Below are 14,210 nucleotides of genomic sequence, written 5' to 3'. Positions count from 1 at the left end.
GACAGCGGCCTTCCCGGAGGCCCTGAATCCGTGTTGTACTTGCATATCCGCGGACTGGTTCTCCCAGTCCCCCGAGACGCCGAGAGGAGGCGAGTCCAGTGATCAGCATCAACACCAGCTCCATCGTCAGCTCCACCGCCAAACTGACCGATCGCTCGGCCGTCTCCCTGTGCATGCTCGGCGTTTCCAACCCGGGCACCGGTCTGTCCGGCATTCGTGCCGTGCGTCCGGCCTCCCCCTCCGTTGCCCCCGCGGGCCTTCCCGTCCGTGAGCGCAATGAGCGACCGACCAAGGCACTGGAAGCAGCAGTAGAGGCGCAGGCGCAGGCCTATGCCTTTACCGCGACCGGTGCCGCATTCCGGAAGCAGACGACGCAGCACCACCAGATGTGGGCCTTCCGTGGGCCAGAACCCTGGAGTGATCCAGCCTGATCGGCGATCAGGCCGGCGCCTTCAGGGCCGCGGAACCCCACCCGGGATCCGCGGCCCTTCTGTTTGTCCTCGAACGGGGACGGCAGCACGAAGGAGCCTCGGGACAAGAAAAGAACCCGGTACCAAGCCGCCACCCGGCCGACCGGCCGGAACGACCAGACGAGGAAGACCACCCGTGCAACTCGAAGCGCACGCCCCGTCCGTACCGCCTTCCGACACGATCCCCAAGCCCGTCCCCACGGAGGACTCCACCTTGACCCCGCTCACCGCGCTCACCGCGCTCGACGACGCCATCGAGAACCTCGGCGTGCCCGTCCCCTGCCGCTCCTACGACCCGGAGGTCTTCTTCGCCGAGTCGCCGGCGGACGTCGAGTACGCCAAGTCCCTGTGCCGCACCTGCCCGCTGATCGAGGCCTGCCTCGCCGGTGCCAAGGAGCGGCGTGAGCCCTGGGGCGTCTGGGGTGGCGAGCTGTTCGTGCAGGGAGTCGTCGTTGCCCGGAAGCGGCCCCGTGGCCGCCCGCGCAAGAACCCGGTCTCGGCATGAACACCGCAGGAACGATCGACCGCCCCCTCACGTACGACCCCAAGAAGCAGGCCCCGATGAAGCCGTCCACCCACGACATCGCAGGCTCCGCGCCTGAAGACTTCAGCATCAGCGACGCGAAGGACTCGCGTCAGAACAGGACCCGTGAAATGCAACTCATCCCAGAAGCCCTGGCTCGTGCGCATATGCACGACCGCCTGCATGAGGCAGAGCAGGAACGCCGGGCCCTGCGCCTGGTGACCGCTCGCCGGATGCAGCGCCGGGCCGAGCGCGCCTCGCGGCGTGCCCGGCGGGCGCTCGCCATGGCTGTCATGCAGTAGCCGAGCACACCCGAAGCGGTAGCCTCCCGGCCCGGGAGGCGAAGCTCTCCCCGTGGGGGCCGGTCCGTCCGAACGGACCGGCCCCCACGGCGCGTTCAGCCCCGGCGGCTCATGCCTTCGCCGCCGTCTCCTCCGCCTCGTATTCGTCCTCCGCTTCGTACTCGCCGTCCCCCTGCTCGCTTTCCTCCAGGGGGACGAACCCCACCAGCCACTCCTCCAGCTCGTCGCGCAGCCGCACCGTCGCTCCCAGCTGGCACAGCACGCCGATGGTGCTCAAGGTCACGCGGTGAATCAGCAGGTAGGCCGGCGGCAGGTTGAGCTGCTTGGCCAGCTGGTAGGCGGGGGAGCGGGGGTCGCCGATGCGGGCCGCCTGGCTCCGCATCCAGCCACGGGTGAAGGTGAATTCGTCGACCCGGGCCGGTTCGATGATCGGCAGAAGGTAGTCGAGGACGGCGTCGGGGTCGAGCTCTATCGACTCCTTGACGAAACCCTCCGCGCAGAGCATCTCGTAGACGGCGTCCGCCTCGCCGTCCAGCGTCATCCGCAGGGCCGCCCCGATGGGCTCGGGCAGGCCGCCCGGGAGGCGGTCGACCGTGCCGAAGTCCAGGACGCCCAGGCGCCAGTCGTCCTCGCCCTCCGGCCCACCGGGCAGCAGACGGAAGTTGCCGGGGTGCGGGTCGGCGTGCAGAAGGCCGGTGCGCGCCGGGCCGGAGAAGAGGAAGTGGGCCAGGAGCTGGCCGGCCCGGTCGCGCTGCCGCGGTGTGCCGTCCGAGATGATCTCCGACAGCGGGATGCCGTCGATCCACTCGGTGACCAGCACCTGGTCGCACTGGTGGACGACGTCCGGCACCACGATGTCCGGGTCGTCCGCGAACTCCTCGGCGTGAGTCCGCTGGGCCTGGGCCTCCAGGTCGTAGTCCAGTTCCTCGGAGACCCGGTCCTTCAGCTCCGTGATCAGCGGCTTGATGTCCATGCCGGGGACCAGCGGGCCGAGCAGGCGGGCGAAGCGGCTGAGCTGGTTCAGGTCGGACAGCAGGGCCTCGCCGGCGCCCGGGTACTGCACCTTGACCGCCACCTCGCGGCCGTCGTGCCACACCGCCCGGTGCACCTGGCCGATCGAGGCGGCCGCGGCGGGCTTGTCCTCGAACTCCAGGAACAGGTCGTGCCAGTCCTCGCCGAGCCGCTCCGCGAGCACGGAGTGCACCGTACGCGTCGGCATCGGCGGTGCGGCCTCCTGCAACTTGGTCAGTGCCGCCCGATAGGGCCCGGCGACCTCCTCGGGCAGCGCCGACTCGAAGACGGACAGGGCCTGTCCGAACTTCATCGCCCCGCCCTTGAGCTCGCCCAGCACCTTGAACAACTGCTCCGCGGTGCGCTGCTGCAGCTGCTGGCCGACGATCTCCGCGGACTCGCCCACGATTCGCTTGCCGAGCCCCCAGGTCGCCCGCCCGGCGAAGCCGAGCGGGAGCGCGGCGAGCTTGGCGGTCCGGGTGACCGCCTTGCGCGGAAGATCAGACATGCGCCCTCCAAGTCCCAGCCGGCCGCGGCGGTTCTGCCTCATGGCGTGCTTCCGCCGACGGCCCTTGCCCAGCCATTGTCGCGCGCCGCTCCCCATCCCCGGGTGTGTGTTCCTGCTTACCTTTTCCTGCGGCTCCGCACGGACACGCGGGATGCGCCTGGACCGGCCGCGGGTGCCACCGCAGAGCGGGTAGCGAGACCTCCCAGCGCGCACCGGCACTCGAGGGCGTCCGGCCGTCCAGGAAGGCGAGCGCGTGGGCCGCCGCGAGCCCGGCGACGGTCGTGGCGAGGGCGAGGTCGCAGGCCCGTACCTGGCGCTGCCGGCCCGAGCGCCACTGCGCCACCAGGCGGGGCCAGGCCGGGTCCCGGTCGGTGCGGTCCGCGTGCAGACAGCCCGCACACCCCGTCTCGCCGGGCAGGACGAGGGGGCCGACGACGCCGGTCCCCTCCACGACGCCGGCGTACAGGTGGGGCGTACCGGAGGCCATGAGGGATTCCGCGGCGGCAGGGTCGGGTGTGTGCACCGCGACGTCGTCGCGCGGCGCGACGATCACCAGGGAGAAGCCCGGGGCGCTCCCGTCGGGCGGTGTCGTGGGACCGCGGCGCGGCGGCCGGCCGGGGGCGGCCCGGCGGACCACGCGGCGGGCCGTCTCGTCGCGGCGGTCGCCGACGGACTCGGCGGGCAGCCCGCCCGGGGCGACGTCCCACGGCTCGACGCGTCCGCCGTCGAGCACGTCGATCTCACCGACGCCCGCGCCCGACAACAGACCGGCGAGCACCGCGCCCACCCGCCCCGCGCCTCTCACCCGCACCCGCAGCGCGCGCCGGGCGGCCAGGTGTCTCATGGCATCCCCCGGTTCGGAGGTGGTCAGGGAGAGTGAGGCGAGGTCGGGGCGGAGCCGGTCGAGGACCTCCTTCCTCCCCCGCAGGGCGTCGGCGTCCGGCCCGCCGCCCCGCGAGTCGTCGAGGAGCCCGGCCCGGGCAAGCCCCTCCACCACCCGGTCGACGTGTCCGTCCGGCAGGTCCATGCGTCGACCCTCCTCGCGCAGGAGCGTCGGCCCGCGGGTGCCGTTGAGCAGCTCAAGGAAGCTTCCCGTCGCCGTGTCCACCGGGCCGAGCGTCAGCGCGTGCGCCGGCGTCATCCCGAACTGCACGGTGTTCAGATCGCGCCAGCCGCGCCTGAGCGCGGGCTTCACCATCGGATGCATGCCAGATCCCCCGTAGGTCTTCGACGGTCTTCCCCGTGTGTCCGGCGGTGGTCGGTCGCGTACCGGTTCCGCGGTCGGTCGCGAATCCGCCGGCGAGTGCCAGCATGCCCGGACGGGCGGCGGGGCGTCGAAAGTTGTCCACAGGCGATGGGTATTCGTCGTACAAATCAGTCGTCCACCTCGAGGAGGGTGGCGGATCGGCACCGAACCATCGCGGAGCCGGGACTTCCCCGTGTGCAGCGGGTAACGTCGTGGCGTGTCCGCCGACCCACTGCACCGCGCCGGGGCGCCCCAGCGCACACCGACGAATCCGCCGCCGAACGGATCGGGGGCGAGCGCGATCGAGGTCCGCAGGAGCACCCGGCGACGCCGGACGGTCTCCGCGTACCGCGAGGGCGACCGCACCGTCGTGCTGATCCCCGCCCGGATGTCCGAAGCGGAGGAGCAACGCTGGGTGAGCGTCATGCTGGACAAGCTGGCCGCCCAGGAGAGCAAGCGGGTCCTCGGCGACGCGGAGCTGGCCGAGCGCGCGGAGCGCCTGTCGGGTCAGTACTTCGACGGCCGGGCCCGGCCCACCTCGGTCCGCTGGGTCACCAACCAGAACACGCGCTGGGGCTCGTGCACCCCGTCCGAGGGAAGCATCCGGCTGTCGCACCGTCTCCAGGGCATGCCCGAGTACGTCGTCGACTACGTCCTTCTCCACGAACTGGCGCACCTGCTCGTTCCCGGGCACGGGCCACGGTTCTGGCGGCTGCTGGAGGCGTATCCGAGGACCGAGCGCGCCCGCGGCTACCTCGAGGGCGTGGTCGCCGCCGACCGGCTGCCCCATGTACCCGGCGCTCGCAGCGAATAGTGTGCGCCCTTGAGAGTGCCCCGGCGGGGCGTTCGACACGGCCGCGCACGGGTTCTGTACCGGCTCGGTACCGACTTCATCCCGTGTCCGGGATTGCCGTTAGCCTGGCGCGACGCACTCGCATTCGGATGGGGGACGGTCGTAACGCATGGCCAGGGAATTCCAACGCGGCCACAAGGCCAGGATCAGTGACCTCACCGCGGGCACGGATCTGTACGTAGGCGTGCAGATCTCCGGCCCCGGACTGAGCTTCGACATCAGCTGCTTCGGTCTCGACGCCGACGAGCGGTTGTCGGACGACCGGTACTTCGTATTCTTCAATCAACCGAAGACCCCCGAGGAGTCCATCCAGCTCCTGGGTGCGCAGGCGGGTGACACGGAGTCCTTCCGGGTCACCCTCGACAGGATCCCGCCGCAGGTACAGAAGCTGTCCTTCACGGCGACGATCGACGGCGCCGGACAGATGTCGCAGGTCGGTCCCGGATACATCCGGATCGTCGCGGGCGGCGAGGAGGTGGCCCGGTATCCGTTCAGCGGCTCGGAGTTCTCCACCGAGCGCGCCGTGATGCTGGGCGACTTCTATCTGAAGGACGTGTGGCGTTTCGCCGCCGTCGGCCAGGGCTTCGACGGCGGGCTGGACGCGCTGCTGAGGAACTTCGGCGGCGAGGTCGCCGAGGAGGAGGCGCCCGAGCCGCAGCAGGCGCAGCAGCCGCAGACCGGCGCCGCCCCGGGCTTCGCCCCGCCCGCCCAGGCCTCGGCGCCGCCGGCGTTCGGCGCGCCCACCGCCCCGGCGCCCGCCCCGGCCCCGGCTCCTGCCCCCGCGCAGCCCGCTCCGCAGGGCTTCGCCCCTCCGCCCGGCGCCACGCCGCCCGCCCCGGCGCCCGGGCCCGACGTGCACGCCGCGCAGACCATCGTCGCGCCCATGAACACGCCGCCCGGCGGCTCCCCGGTGCCGCCCCCGGCCCCGTCACCCGCGCCGTACGGCCAGCCGGGCCAGCCCGGGCAGCAGCCGCCGTACGGTCAGGTCCCCGGCCAGAGCGCCCCGCCGCCTCCCGGCTACGGCCAGCCGCAGGCCCCCCAGGCCCCGGCTCCGCCGCCCGGTTACGGCCAGCCGACCCCGCCTCCGGGCTACGGCCAGCCGACCCCGCCGCAGGGTTACGGACAACCCGCTCCGCCCCCCGGCTACGGCCAGCAGGCCCCGCAGGGCATGCCCCAGGGCACGCCGCAGGGCGCCGGGGTGATGGCCGCGCTCCAGCAGTTCAAGGAGACGGCGACCGGACAGCGCTGGACCCAGCAGAACAAGAAGCTGGTCCGCGTCGACCTCGGCGCGGAAGGCCACCCCGTGCTGGCCCGGCAGGGCAGCATGGTGCTCTACCAGGGCAAGGTCGACTTCAGCTACAAGGGCGCCGGGTTCGCCGGCCGGGTCGTGGGCAACGCCACCGGCCAGGAGATGCAGCTCATGCGCTGCACCGGCAAGGGACAGGTGTTCCTCGCCGACAACTCCGCGATGCTGCACCCCATCGAACTCCAGGGCGACGCCATCTGCGTCTCCGCGGAGAACGTCCTCGCCTTCGACGAGAGCCTCCAGTACGAGGTCCGCCGCATCGAGGGACACGGCATCCCCGGTGGCGCGCTGTTCACGATGCAGTTCCAGGGCACCGGCACGATCGTCGTCAAGACGCACGGCGTGCCCGTGGTGCTGCCGGTCACGCCCACCACGTTCGCCGACTGCAACGCCGTCGTCGCCTGGTCGGCAGCCGCCCAGGTGGTCGTCTCCAGCCAGGTGCGGATGCGCCGGAACTCCTACGCGGGCGACACGGGCGAGAGCGTCAACCTGCAGTTCCGGGCGGCGCCCGGCAACTTCGTCATCGTCCAGCCGTACGAGATCTGAGGGAGAGCCCGACATGAACCAGCCGCTCGCGGGCTACGCCCCCGCACCGGTCACCGCACGCATGGAGAACCACGGCAACCACATGCTGAAGGTCGCCATGCAGACCGGGAACGACCTCCTCGCGCGCGTGGGCTCGATGGTCGCCTACGAGGGCTTCGTCCAGTACGAGCCCAATCCGCCTGCCGTCCGCCAGATCGCGAAGGACTGGATGACCGGCGAGGGCGCGCCCCTGATGAAGTGCTCCGGCGACGGACTGCTCTACCTCGCCGACTACGGTGCGAACGTCGTCGTCATCAACCTCAACGGCGACGGGATCTCCGTCAACGCCACCAACCTGCTCGCCTTCGACGCCCATCTCACATGGGGTGTGGAGCGGGTCAAGGGCCTGGCGAAGTTCGCCGGACAGGGGCTGTGGAACACCAAGATCTCCGGTCAGGGCTGGGTCGCGCTCACCTCCCGGGGCAAGCCGATCGTGGTCGACTGCGGCGGTGGCGAGGACGAGACGTACGTCGACCCGGACGCGCTCGTCGCCTGGTCCCCGAACCTCAAGGTGAAGGGCAAGCGCAGCTTCAAGGCGCAGTCGCTGATCGGCCGCGGCAGCGGCGAGGCCTACCAGATGGCCTTCTCCGGTCAGGGCATCGTCGTCGTCCAGCCCAGCGAGGACAGCACCGACCGCCTCCGGGCCCGGGGCTGAGGGGGAGCCAGAACATCATGCAGAGCCCGCTTTTCGCCTACAACGACCAGCAGACCCAGGAAGCCTGGAGCCTGCAGAACAAGCACATGCTGCGCGTCGCCCTGGAGGGCCACGACGACGTGCTCGCCCGCAAGGGCACGATGGTCGCCTACCAGGGACTCGTCGAGTTCGACGCCGAGTACCAGAGCAACAACCAGTCACGCGCGCGTGCGCACACCGGTGAGGGCCTGGACCTGATGCGCTGCCACGGGCAGGGCACGGTCTTCTTCGCCAACCTCGCCCAGTGCATCCACGTGATGGAGGTCGACCAGGAGGGCCTCACCGTCGACAGCAGCTACGTGCTGGCGATGGACTCGTCCCTGCACCACGAGGTCATCGCGGTCGACAGCCTGTACGGCATCTCCGGCTCGGGGAAGTACCAGCTCAACATCACCGGCCGGGGCAAGGTCGCCCTGATGACCTCGGGCGCCCCGCTGCTGATGCAGGTGACACCCGACAAGTACGTCAACTGCGACGCCGACGCGATCGTCGCCTGGTCCACCGGTCTGCGCGTGCAGATGCAGGCCCAGACGCACTCCTCCGGAGTGTGGCGGCGCCGCGGCAGCACCGGTGAGGGCTGGGAGCTCAGCTTCATGGGCAGCGGCTTCGCGCTCGTCCAGCCCAGCGAGCTGCTGCCCCCGCAGAACGCCCAGCTCGGGCAGGGGATCGCCGCGCAGTACGGCATGGGCCAGCAGGGCGCCCGCGGTCAGAACCAGGGCAACGTCTGGAGCTGAGCGCGCGGCGCCGTGTCGCACGGCTTGTAAGGGGTGATCGCAAGGGCGGTCACCCCTTACCCGGTTCAGAGCCGGGCGCGAGCCGCCTCCAGCAGGCGTACGACCGACTCGTCGGCCACGTCCGCGACCTCGGCGTACGGGAACCAGCGCAGGTCGAGGGACTCGTCACTGATCGCCTCCACGGCCCCCTCCGGAGCCACCGCCGCGTACTGGACGTCCAGGTGCCAGGCGCAGGGCGTGTGGTGGCGGTCCAGCCGCACCGGGCCGCAGGGGACCAGGGTCAGACCGGCGATGCCGGACTCCTCGGTCCCCTCGCGCAGCGCGGCCCGCGCCAGCGTCTCGTCGACCGGCTCGCAGTGGCCGCCCATCTGCAGCCACATGCGCAGCTTCTTGTGGAGGGTCAGCAGGACCCGCCCGCGCGACGGGTCGATCACCAGGGCGCTCGCCGTGATGTGTCCGTCCCCGCAGGCCTTCCACATGCCGTCCGGATGCTCCGCGAGGTGGTCCAGGTAGACCTGGCGCAGCTCGTCCTGGCCCTCGTACGCCTTCAGGACCAGGACCGCGTCGTCGTGGAGGCTCACTCGGTGCCGTCGCCCTTGCCGTCGGCGTCGTCCCGGCCCTTCTCGTCCTTCTCGTCCTGCTTCTTCAGGTCGGGCTTGCCGGCCGCCTCGCCGAGCATCTTGTCCAGCTCGGAGAAGTCGAGCTGCTCACGGTGGACGAAGCCGTCCGGGTCGTCCAGGTCGGTCGCGGTCGGCAGCATGTCCGGGTGGGCCCACAGGCCGTCCCGGCCGTCGACACCGCGCGCGTCCGTCAGGGACGCCCACAGACGGGAGGCGTCGCGCAGGCGGCGCGGGCGCAGCTCCAGGCCGATCAGCGTGGCGAAGGTCTGCTCCGCCGGTCCGCCCGAGGCGCGACGGCGGCGCAGCGTCTCGCGCAGCGCGTCGGCGGAGGACAGGCGCGGCTTCGCGGCGGCGTGCACCACCGCGTCCACCCAACCCTCGACGAGCGCCAGAGCCGTCTCCAGGCGGGCCAGGGCCGCCTTCTGCTCCGGGGTGTCCTCCGGCTGGAACATGCCCTGCTGGAGAGCCTCCTGCAGCTGCTCGGGGTTCTGCGGGTCGAACTGGCCGACCACGTCCTCCAGCTTGGCCGTGTCGACCTTGATCCCGCGCGCGTAGCCGTCGACCGCGCCGAACAGGTGCGAGCGCAGCCACGGCACGTGCGCGAAGAGGCGCTGGTGGGCGGCCTCGCGCAGGGCGAGGTACAGCCGCACCTCCTCCTGCGACACGCCGAGGTCCTTGCCGAACGCCTCGATGTTCACCGGGAGCAGCGCGGCCTTGCCGGCCGGGCCGAGCGGCAGGCCCACGTCGGTCGAGCCGACGACCTCGCCGGCGAGCACGCCGACGGCCTGTCCGATCTGCGTGCCGAACATGGCGCCGCCCATGGACCGCATCATGCCGATCAGCGGGCCGGCCATGGCCTGCATCTCCTCGGGCAGCACGTCGCCCATGGCGGTGCCGACGCGCTCGGCGACCGGGTCGACCAGCTCACGCCAGGCGGGCAGGGTCGCCTCGACCCACTCCGCGCGGCTCCAGGCCACGGCGGTGCCCGCGCCGGAGGGCAGGGCGGTCGCGTCGTCCAGCCACAGGTCGGCCAGGCGGACGGCCTCCTGGACGGCATTGCGCTCGGCGGGGCCGACGCTGGCGTCCTTCGTGCCGTCCGGCGTGCCCTGGGAGACCGTCTGGCGGGCGATCTGCTTGGCCATGTCCCAGTTCACCGGGCCGCCCTCGTAGGAGAGCATCTGGCCCAGCTGCTGGAACGCGGCGCCCAGGTCGTTGGGGTTCATGGAACCGAACATGGCAGCGAACGGGTTGTCCGCACCGGGGCCGCCGAAGCCTCCGGCTCCGGGCGTCCCGAATCCGAACGGGTTGGCCGGTCCCTGACCACCGCCGCCCTGCTGGTCCTTCTTCTTGCCTTCGTCGCCGTCGTCCGGCTCCTCCGGCGGAAGGCCGAATCCGAATGGGGTGTCACTCACGGGGTTCCTCGGCTGGTAGGGCCGCCGGTTCTTTCCGGCGGCACGGCTGCCCGACTTCACCACCCAGCGTAGACACCCGGGGCGGTTCGGGCCTCGGTGCTTCGCCGACTGACGGCCTGCGGCAGGATGGATGCCACCTGGTACGTACGCGTCGCTCGCGCCCGTACTGAAGACAACCGCTGGAGACGCCCGGTGAGTTCCCCAGATCCGCAGGTTCGCGCAGCGCGAAACCAGTCAACCAGTTCCGCCCGCTCCGGCGCGCGCGGACCCGTCGTCGCGGTCACCGGTGCCGCGTCCGGCGTAGGGGCGCTGCTCACCGAGCGGCTCGCCGCGTCCGACGAGGTCAGACAGGTCGTGGCCATCGACGAACGGCGCGGTGAGTGCGCGGCGGCACAGTGGCAGATCCTGGACGTACGGGACCCGGCCATCGCCGAGAAACTGCGTGGTGCGGACGTCGTGGTGCACCTGGCGCTCGACCTCGATCTGGAGACCGACGCGGCCGCCCGGACGGCTTACAACGTCCGGGGGACGCAGACCGTCCTGACCGCCGCCGCGGCGGCCGGCGTGCACCGCGTCGTGCTCTGTACCTCCGCGATGGTCTACGGCGCCCTCCCGGAGAACGAGCTGCCGCTGTCCGAGGACGCCGAGCTGCGCGCCACGGCCGAGGCCACGGGGGTCGGGGACCTGCTGGAGATCGAACGGCTCGCCCGGCGCGCGCCCCGCGCGCACCCTGGACTCAATGTGACCGTCGTCCGGCCCGCGGTGCTGATCGGAGGCATGGACACCGCGCTGACCAGGTACTTCGAGTCGCCCAGGCTGCTGGTCGTGGCCGGGTCGCGGCCGGCCTGGCAGTTCTGCCACGTCGACGACCTGTGCAGCGCCCTGGAGTACGCCGTGCTGGAGAAGGCCGAGGGGGAACTGGCCGTCGGCTGCGACGGATGGCTGGAGCAGGAGGAGGTCGAGGAGCTCAGCGGGATCCGGCGGATGGAGCTGCCGTCGGCGGTCGCGCTCGGCGCGGCGGCCCGGCTGCACCGGATCGGGCTGACGCCGTCCCCGGCCGGGGACCTGGCGTACACGATGTACCCCTGGGTGGTGAGCGGCAGCCGGCTGCACGACGCCGGATGGCGGCCGAAGTACACCAACGAGGAGGTGCTCGCGGAGCTGCTGGAGGAGGTCTCCGGGCGGCACACGGTCGCCGGGCGGCGCCTCGGACGCAAGGACGCGACGGCGGCGGGAGCCGCGGGCGCGACGGTGGCGCTGCTGGGCGCGGCCGCGGTGGTGCGCCGGGCCCGGAAGGCGCGGCGCAGGATCTGACGCGGGCGCCGTGGCGTCACCCGGACTCCTGCCCCGTACCGACCGGCCACGGATCCCTGTAGGAGGCTCCAAAGCGGTACGCGCGCGTGCCGGGTGATAGCGCTATTCCGCGCCGTCCGTGCCGTGGGGCACGATGGGCGTATGGCAACCACGAACGACCACCCCGGTGAGCTGGCCGCGCCGGACCCCGTCAAGCTGATCGGCATCCGGGAGACGCCCCTCTCCGTGGACGAGGTCTTCCGGGCCGTCGGGGACGACGCGGCCGGCGGGACCGCGCTGTTCGTGGGGACGGTGCGCGACCACGACGGCGGGACCGACGTCGACCGGCTCGGGTACTCCTGCCACCCCAGCGCCGAGGCCGAGATGCGGCGGATCGCCGAGAAGGTCGTCGCGGAGTACCCCGTACGGGCGCTCGCGGCGGTCCACCGTGTGGGTGACCTGGAGGTCGGGGATCTCGCCGTGGTCGTCGCCGTGTCCTGCCCGCACCGGGGCGAGGCCTTCGACGCCTGCCGGAAGCTGATCGACGACCTGAAGCACGAAGTGCCCATCTGGAAGCACCAGACCTTCTCCGACGGGACCGAGGAATGGGTGGGCGCCTGCTGAAGGCGTCACGAACACCCTTGCGTCACCACGCGTAGCTCCGGTTGCGTAACCGACCCCCCGGCGTGAGCGTTGTCACTGCGGATGGTTAATCTGCTGATCAGTCAGTCGCGGACGCGCATGGGTTGGGAGGTCGGCATGGCAGCGCTTGCCTGGTTGCTGATTCCGCTTGTGGCGGCTGTCGGCGCGGGTCTGTGGGGCAGTTGGGCCAATCGGACTCGCAAGGCGCGGAGCGACGGGCCCGAGCTGGACGGGTACGCCCGCTTCCGCGAGGCCATGGAGAGGCCCCGCACCGGGGCCTGACCGGACGGCGCAGCCCTGACGGTGTTCTGACAGCTCTGTCCCGTACTGTCGTGCCATGCCACGCCGCACCGCGACGATGCTCGCCTCCACCCTGATGCTGATCGCGCTCCTGTGCGCGGGTGTGTTCATCCCCGTGCCGTACTCGGAGATGTCCCCGGGGCCGACGGTGAACACCCTTGGGGATCACGACGGCGAGCCGGTGCTGCAGATCGACGGGCACAAGATCTATGAGGCGAGCGGCCACCTGAACATGACCACCGTCCGGGTCACCAGCGCCGAGTACAAGATGAACCTCGTGGAGGCGGTCTACGGCTGGCTGGCGCACGACAACCGCGTGGTGCCGCACGAGACCCTCTACCCGGACGGCAAGACCGAGGAAGAGGCCACGCAGGAGAACGCCGAGGAGTTCAGCCAGTCCCAGGAGAGCGCCAAGGTCGCGGCCCTGAAGGCACTCGACATCCCGGTGAAGTCCTGGGTGGTCGTCTCCACGGTCGTCAAGGACTCCCCGGCCGAGGGCCGGCTGCACGCCGGAGACGTGATCAAAGCGGTGGACGGTAAGACCGTCAGGAAGCCCGCCGACGTCGCCGAGCTGGTGACCGAGCGCGAACCCGGAGAGGACGTCGACTTCACGATCGTGCCCGCCAAGGAGCAGGCCGCCGCGGAGAAGGAGGGCCGGACGCCGACCGAGACGCAGCAGGTCAAGATCACCACCGCGACCTCCGACGACGCCGGCGAGAAGCGCGCCATCGTCGGGATCTCCGCGGGGACCGATCACACGTTCCCGTTCTCCATCGACATCAAGCTGGCCGACGTCGGCGGCCCGAGCGCCGGCCTGATGTTCGCCCTCGGTATCTACGACAAGCTCACTCCGGGCGACCTGACCGGCGGCAAGTTCGTCGCCGGCACCGGGACGATCGACGACAACGGCAAGGTCGGCCCGATCGGCGGCATCGGAATGAAGACCATCGGCGCACGCGACAAGGGCGCCCGGTACTTCCTGACGCCTGCCGACAACTGCGCGGCCGCCGCCGAGGACATCCCCGACGGGCTCACCCTCGTGAAGGTGGACACCATCGACGACGCCCTCGGCGCGCTGAAGGACATCCGCTCCGGGAAGACCGCCGACCTGCCGAAGTGCCCGACCGGATGACGGACCGAGCAGCCGCGTAGAGCCCCTCGGGGCTACTCCTCGAAGGTCGCCGTCAGGGCCTGGGCCAGCCCCGGCACCAGGTCGGAGCCCGTGAGGACCTCCGTGGCGGCGTCCTTCTCCCGCAGGCGCAGGGCCGAGTCGCGGGCACCGTCGCGCAGGACCGCGACCGTCATGCGGACCTCCTGGCGGTCGGGGTGCTCCGCCACCCACTGCGCCAGCTTCGTCTCGTTCAGACCCTCGGGGACCTGGGCCTCGGCGGACGGCGGCAGCATCAGGCGTTCCACCGCGAGCGCGCAGCCGACGACCGCGTCGGGCCAGGCGATGGTGCCCAGGAACTCGTCGAGCGGCTGGTCCGTTGGAATCTCATCCTGCTCGATCGGGGTCAGGCCGGAGCTCTCCGGCTCGTCCCGCAGACCGAGCCGGTCCGCGAGCGAGGGCTGATCGGTCCTCAGCCGTGCGGTGTCGACAAGTGCAAAGAGGCGTGCGGGCTGGTCCCAGCCGAGGCCGGAGACGTACTCGTCGATCTCGAGTACGGCCCGGGTAAGGGGGCTCGCTGCCATGGGGGTGTTGGACATAGTC

The 14,210-nt window shown here is 71.4% G+C and carries 16 protein-coding genes; 11 read left to right on the top strand and 5 right to left on the bottom strand.

Annotation, left to right across the window (positions count from 1 at the left end; translation table 11 throughout):
• Positions 1-98: 98 nt before the first annotated feature.
• The 3 genes from RI578_RS13640 (at position 99) to RI578_RS13630 (ending at position 1,295) form a co-directional block, all read left to right on the top strand.
• Complete coding sequence (locus RI578_RS13640; protein WP_310871337.1) at positions 99-431, top strand: hypothetical protein; 333 nt, start codon at positions 99-101, stop codon at positions 429-431.
• 175 nt (positions 432-606) lie between these two features.
• A complete protein-coding gene (locus tag RI578_RS13635; RefSeq protein WP_055417960.1) occupies positions 607-975 on the top strand; it encodes a WhiB family transcriptional regulator in 369 nt (122 codons plus the stop codon).
• Positions 972-1,295, top strand: a complete 324-nt coding sequence (locus RI578_RS13630) for a hypothetical protein (RefSeq protein ID WP_310871336.1) — start codon at positions 972-974, stop codon at positions 1,293-1,295. The genes RI578_RS13635 and RI578_RS13630 overlap by 4 nt, the downstream gene beginning before the upstream one ends.
• A gap of 109 nt (positions 1,296-1,404) precedes the next feature.
• On the opposite strand, the gene RI578_RS13625 is transcribed toward RI578_RS13630, so the two are convergent.
• Entirely contained in the window at positions 1,405-2,814 is a 1,410-nt protein-coding gene (locus RI578_RS13625) for an AarF/ABC1/UbiB kinase family protein (RefSeq protein WP_310871335.1), read from the bottom strand.
• Entirely contained in the window at positions 2,807-4,021 is a 1,215-nt protein-coding gene (locus RI578_RS13620; protein WP_310871334.1) for a TOMM precursor leader peptide-binding protein, read from the bottom strand. The genes RI578_RS13625 and RI578_RS13620 overlap by 8 nt, the downstream gene beginning before the upstream one ends.
• 256 nt (positions 4,022-4,277) lie before the next feature.
• On the opposite strand from RI578_RS13620, the gene RI578_RS13615 reads away from it, so the two are divergent.
• The 4 genes from RI578_RS13615 to RI578_RS13600 all read left to right on the top strand — a co-directional run bounded on the left by RI578_RS13615 (position 4,278) and on the right by RI578_RS13600 (position 8,232).
• Positions 4,278-4,874 (top strand): M48 family metallopeptidase, encoded by a 597-nt coding sequence (locus tag RI578_RS13615; RefSeq protein WP_310871333.1) that lies wholly within the window; start codon positions 4,278-4,280, stop codon positions 4,872-4,874.
• Between the two features lie 148 nt (positions 4,875-5,022).
• A complete protein-coding gene (locus tag RI578_RS13610) occupies positions 5,023-6,765 on the top strand; it encodes a TerD family protein (RefSeq protein ID WP_310871332.1) in 1,743 nt (580 codons plus the stop codon).
• A 13-nt stretch (positions 6,766-6,778) separates the two neighbouring features.
• Complete coding sequence (locus RI578_RS13605) at positions 6,779-7,459, top strand: AIM24 family protein (protein WP_003998089.1); 681 nt, start codon at positions 6,779-6,781, stop codon at positions 7,457-7,459.
• Positions 7,460-7,476: 17 nt separating this feature from the next.
• The gene (locus RI578_RS13600) at positions 7,477-8,232 is read left to right on the top strand and encodes an AIM24 family protein (RefSeq protein ID WP_310871331.1); all 756 of its coding nucleotides are present in this window, start codon (positions 7,477-7,479) and stop codon (positions 8,230-8,232) included.
• A gap of 65 nt (positions 8,233-8,297) precedes the next feature.
• Here RI578_RS13600 and RI578_RS13595 read toward each other — a convergent pair whose 3' ends face one another.
• Both RI578_RS13595 and RI578_RS13590 read right to left on the bottom strand, forming a co-directional pair.
• The gene (locus RI578_RS13595; RefSeq protein ID WP_310871330.1) at positions 8,298-8,813 is read right to left on the bottom strand and encodes an NUDIX hydrolase; all 516 of its coding nucleotides are present in this window, start codon (positions 8,811-8,813) and stop codon (positions 8,298-8,300) included.
• Positions 8,810-10,264 (bottom strand): zinc-dependent metalloprotease, encoded by a 1,455-nt coding sequence (locus RI578_RS13590; protein WP_310871329.1) that lies wholly within the window; start codon positions 10,262-10,264, stop codon positions 8,810-8,812. The genes RI578_RS13595 and RI578_RS13590 overlap by 4 nt, the downstream gene beginning before the upstream one ends.
• 192 nt (positions 10,265-10,456) lie before the next feature.
• On the opposite strand from RI578_RS13590, the gene RI578_RS13585 reads away from it, so the two are divergent.
• From RI578_RS13585 to RI578_RS13570, 4 genes are all read left to right on the top strand, one after another.
• Positions 10,457-11,578 (top strand): SDR family oxidoreductase, encoded by a 1,122-nt coding sequence (locus RI578_RS13585; protein WP_210960565.1) that lies wholly within the window; start codon positions 10,457-10,459, stop codon positions 11,576-11,578.
• A gap of 141 nt (positions 11,579-11,719) precedes the next feature.
• Positions 11,720-12,181 (top strand): molybdenum cofactor biosynthesis protein MoaE, encoded by a 462-nt coding sequence (locus RI578_RS13580; RefSeq protein ID WP_310871328.1) that lies wholly within the window; start codon positions 11,720-11,722, stop codon positions 12,179-12,181.
• A gap of 135 nt (positions 12,182-12,316) precedes the next feature.
• Positions 12,317-12,481 (top strand): hypothetical protein, encoded by a 165-nt coding sequence (locus tag RI578_RS13575; protein WP_310871327.1) that lies wholly within the window; start codon positions 12,317-12,319, stop codon positions 12,479-12,481.
• Between the two features lie 55 nt (positions 12,482-12,536).
• A complete protein-coding gene (locus RI578_RS13570; RefSeq protein WP_310871326.1) occupies positions 12,537-13,631 on the top strand; it encodes a PDZ domain-containing protein in 1,095 nt (364 codons plus the stop codon).
• Positions 13,632-13,663: 32 nt separating this feature from the next.
• Here RI578_RS13570 and RI578_RS13565 read toward each other — a convergent pair whose 3' ends face one another.
• Positions 13,664-14,206, bottom strand: a complete 543-nt coding sequence (locus RI578_RS13565; RefSeq protein WP_310871325.1) for a PPA1309 family protein — start codon at positions 14,204-14,206, stop codon at positions 13,664-13,666.
• Between the last annotated feature and the right edge of the window lie 4 nt (positions 14,207-14,210).

It is taken from the genome of Streptomyces sp. BB1-1-1 (assembly GCF_031597775.1).
Classification (GTDB): domain Bacteria; phylum Actinomycetota; class Actinomycetes; order Streptomycetales; family Streptomycetaceae; genus Streptomyces; species Streptomyces thinghirensis.
Note: the sequence above shows the minus strand (reverse complement) of the source record. Positions and strands in the feature narration are given on the sequence as shown.

Excerpts from the sequence above, each read along its gene's own strand:
- RI578_RS13630 (WP_310871336.1), top strand. The coding sequence starts at position 972 with ATGAACACCGCAGGAACGATCGACCGCCCCCTCACGTACGACCCCAAG.
- RI578_RS13625 (WP_310871335.1), bottom strand. The coding sequence starts at position 2,814 with ATGTCTGATCTTCCGCGCAAGGCGGTCACCCGGACCGCCAAGCTCGCC.
- RI578_RS13620 (WP_310871334.1), bottom strand. The coding sequence starts at position 4,021 with ATGCATCCGATGGTGAAGCCCGCGCTCAGGCGCGGCTGGCGCGATCTG.
- RI578_RS13610 (WP_310871332.1), top strand. The coding sequence starts at position 5,023 with ATGGCCAGGGAATTCCAACGCGGCCACAAGGCCAGGATCAGTGACCTC.
- RI578_RS13605 (WP_003998089.1), top strand. The coding sequence starts at position 6,779 with ATGAACCAGCCGCTCGCGGGCTACGCCCCCGCACCGGTCACCGCACGC.
- RI578_RS13600 (WP_310871331.1), top strand. The coding sequence starts at position 7,477 with ATGCAGAGCCCGCTTTTCGCCTACAACGACCAGCAGACCCAGGAAGCC.
- RI578_RS13580 (WP_310871328.1), top strand. The coding sequence starts at position 11,720 with ATGGCAACCACGAACGACCACCCCGGTGAGCTGGCCGCGCCGGACCCC.
- RI578_RS13575 (WP_310871327.1), top strand. The coding sequence starts at position 12,317 with ATGGCAGCGCTTGCCTGGTTGCTGATTCCGCTTGTGGCGGCTGTCGGC.
- RI578_RS13570 (WP_310871326.1), top strand. The coding sequence starts at position 12,537 with ATGCCACGCCGCACCGCGACGATGCTCGCCTCCACCCTGATGCTGATC.
- RI578_RS13565 (WP_310871325.1), bottom strand. The coding sequence starts at position 14,206 with ATGTCCAACACCCCCATGGCAGCGAGCCCCCTTACCCGGGCCGTACTC.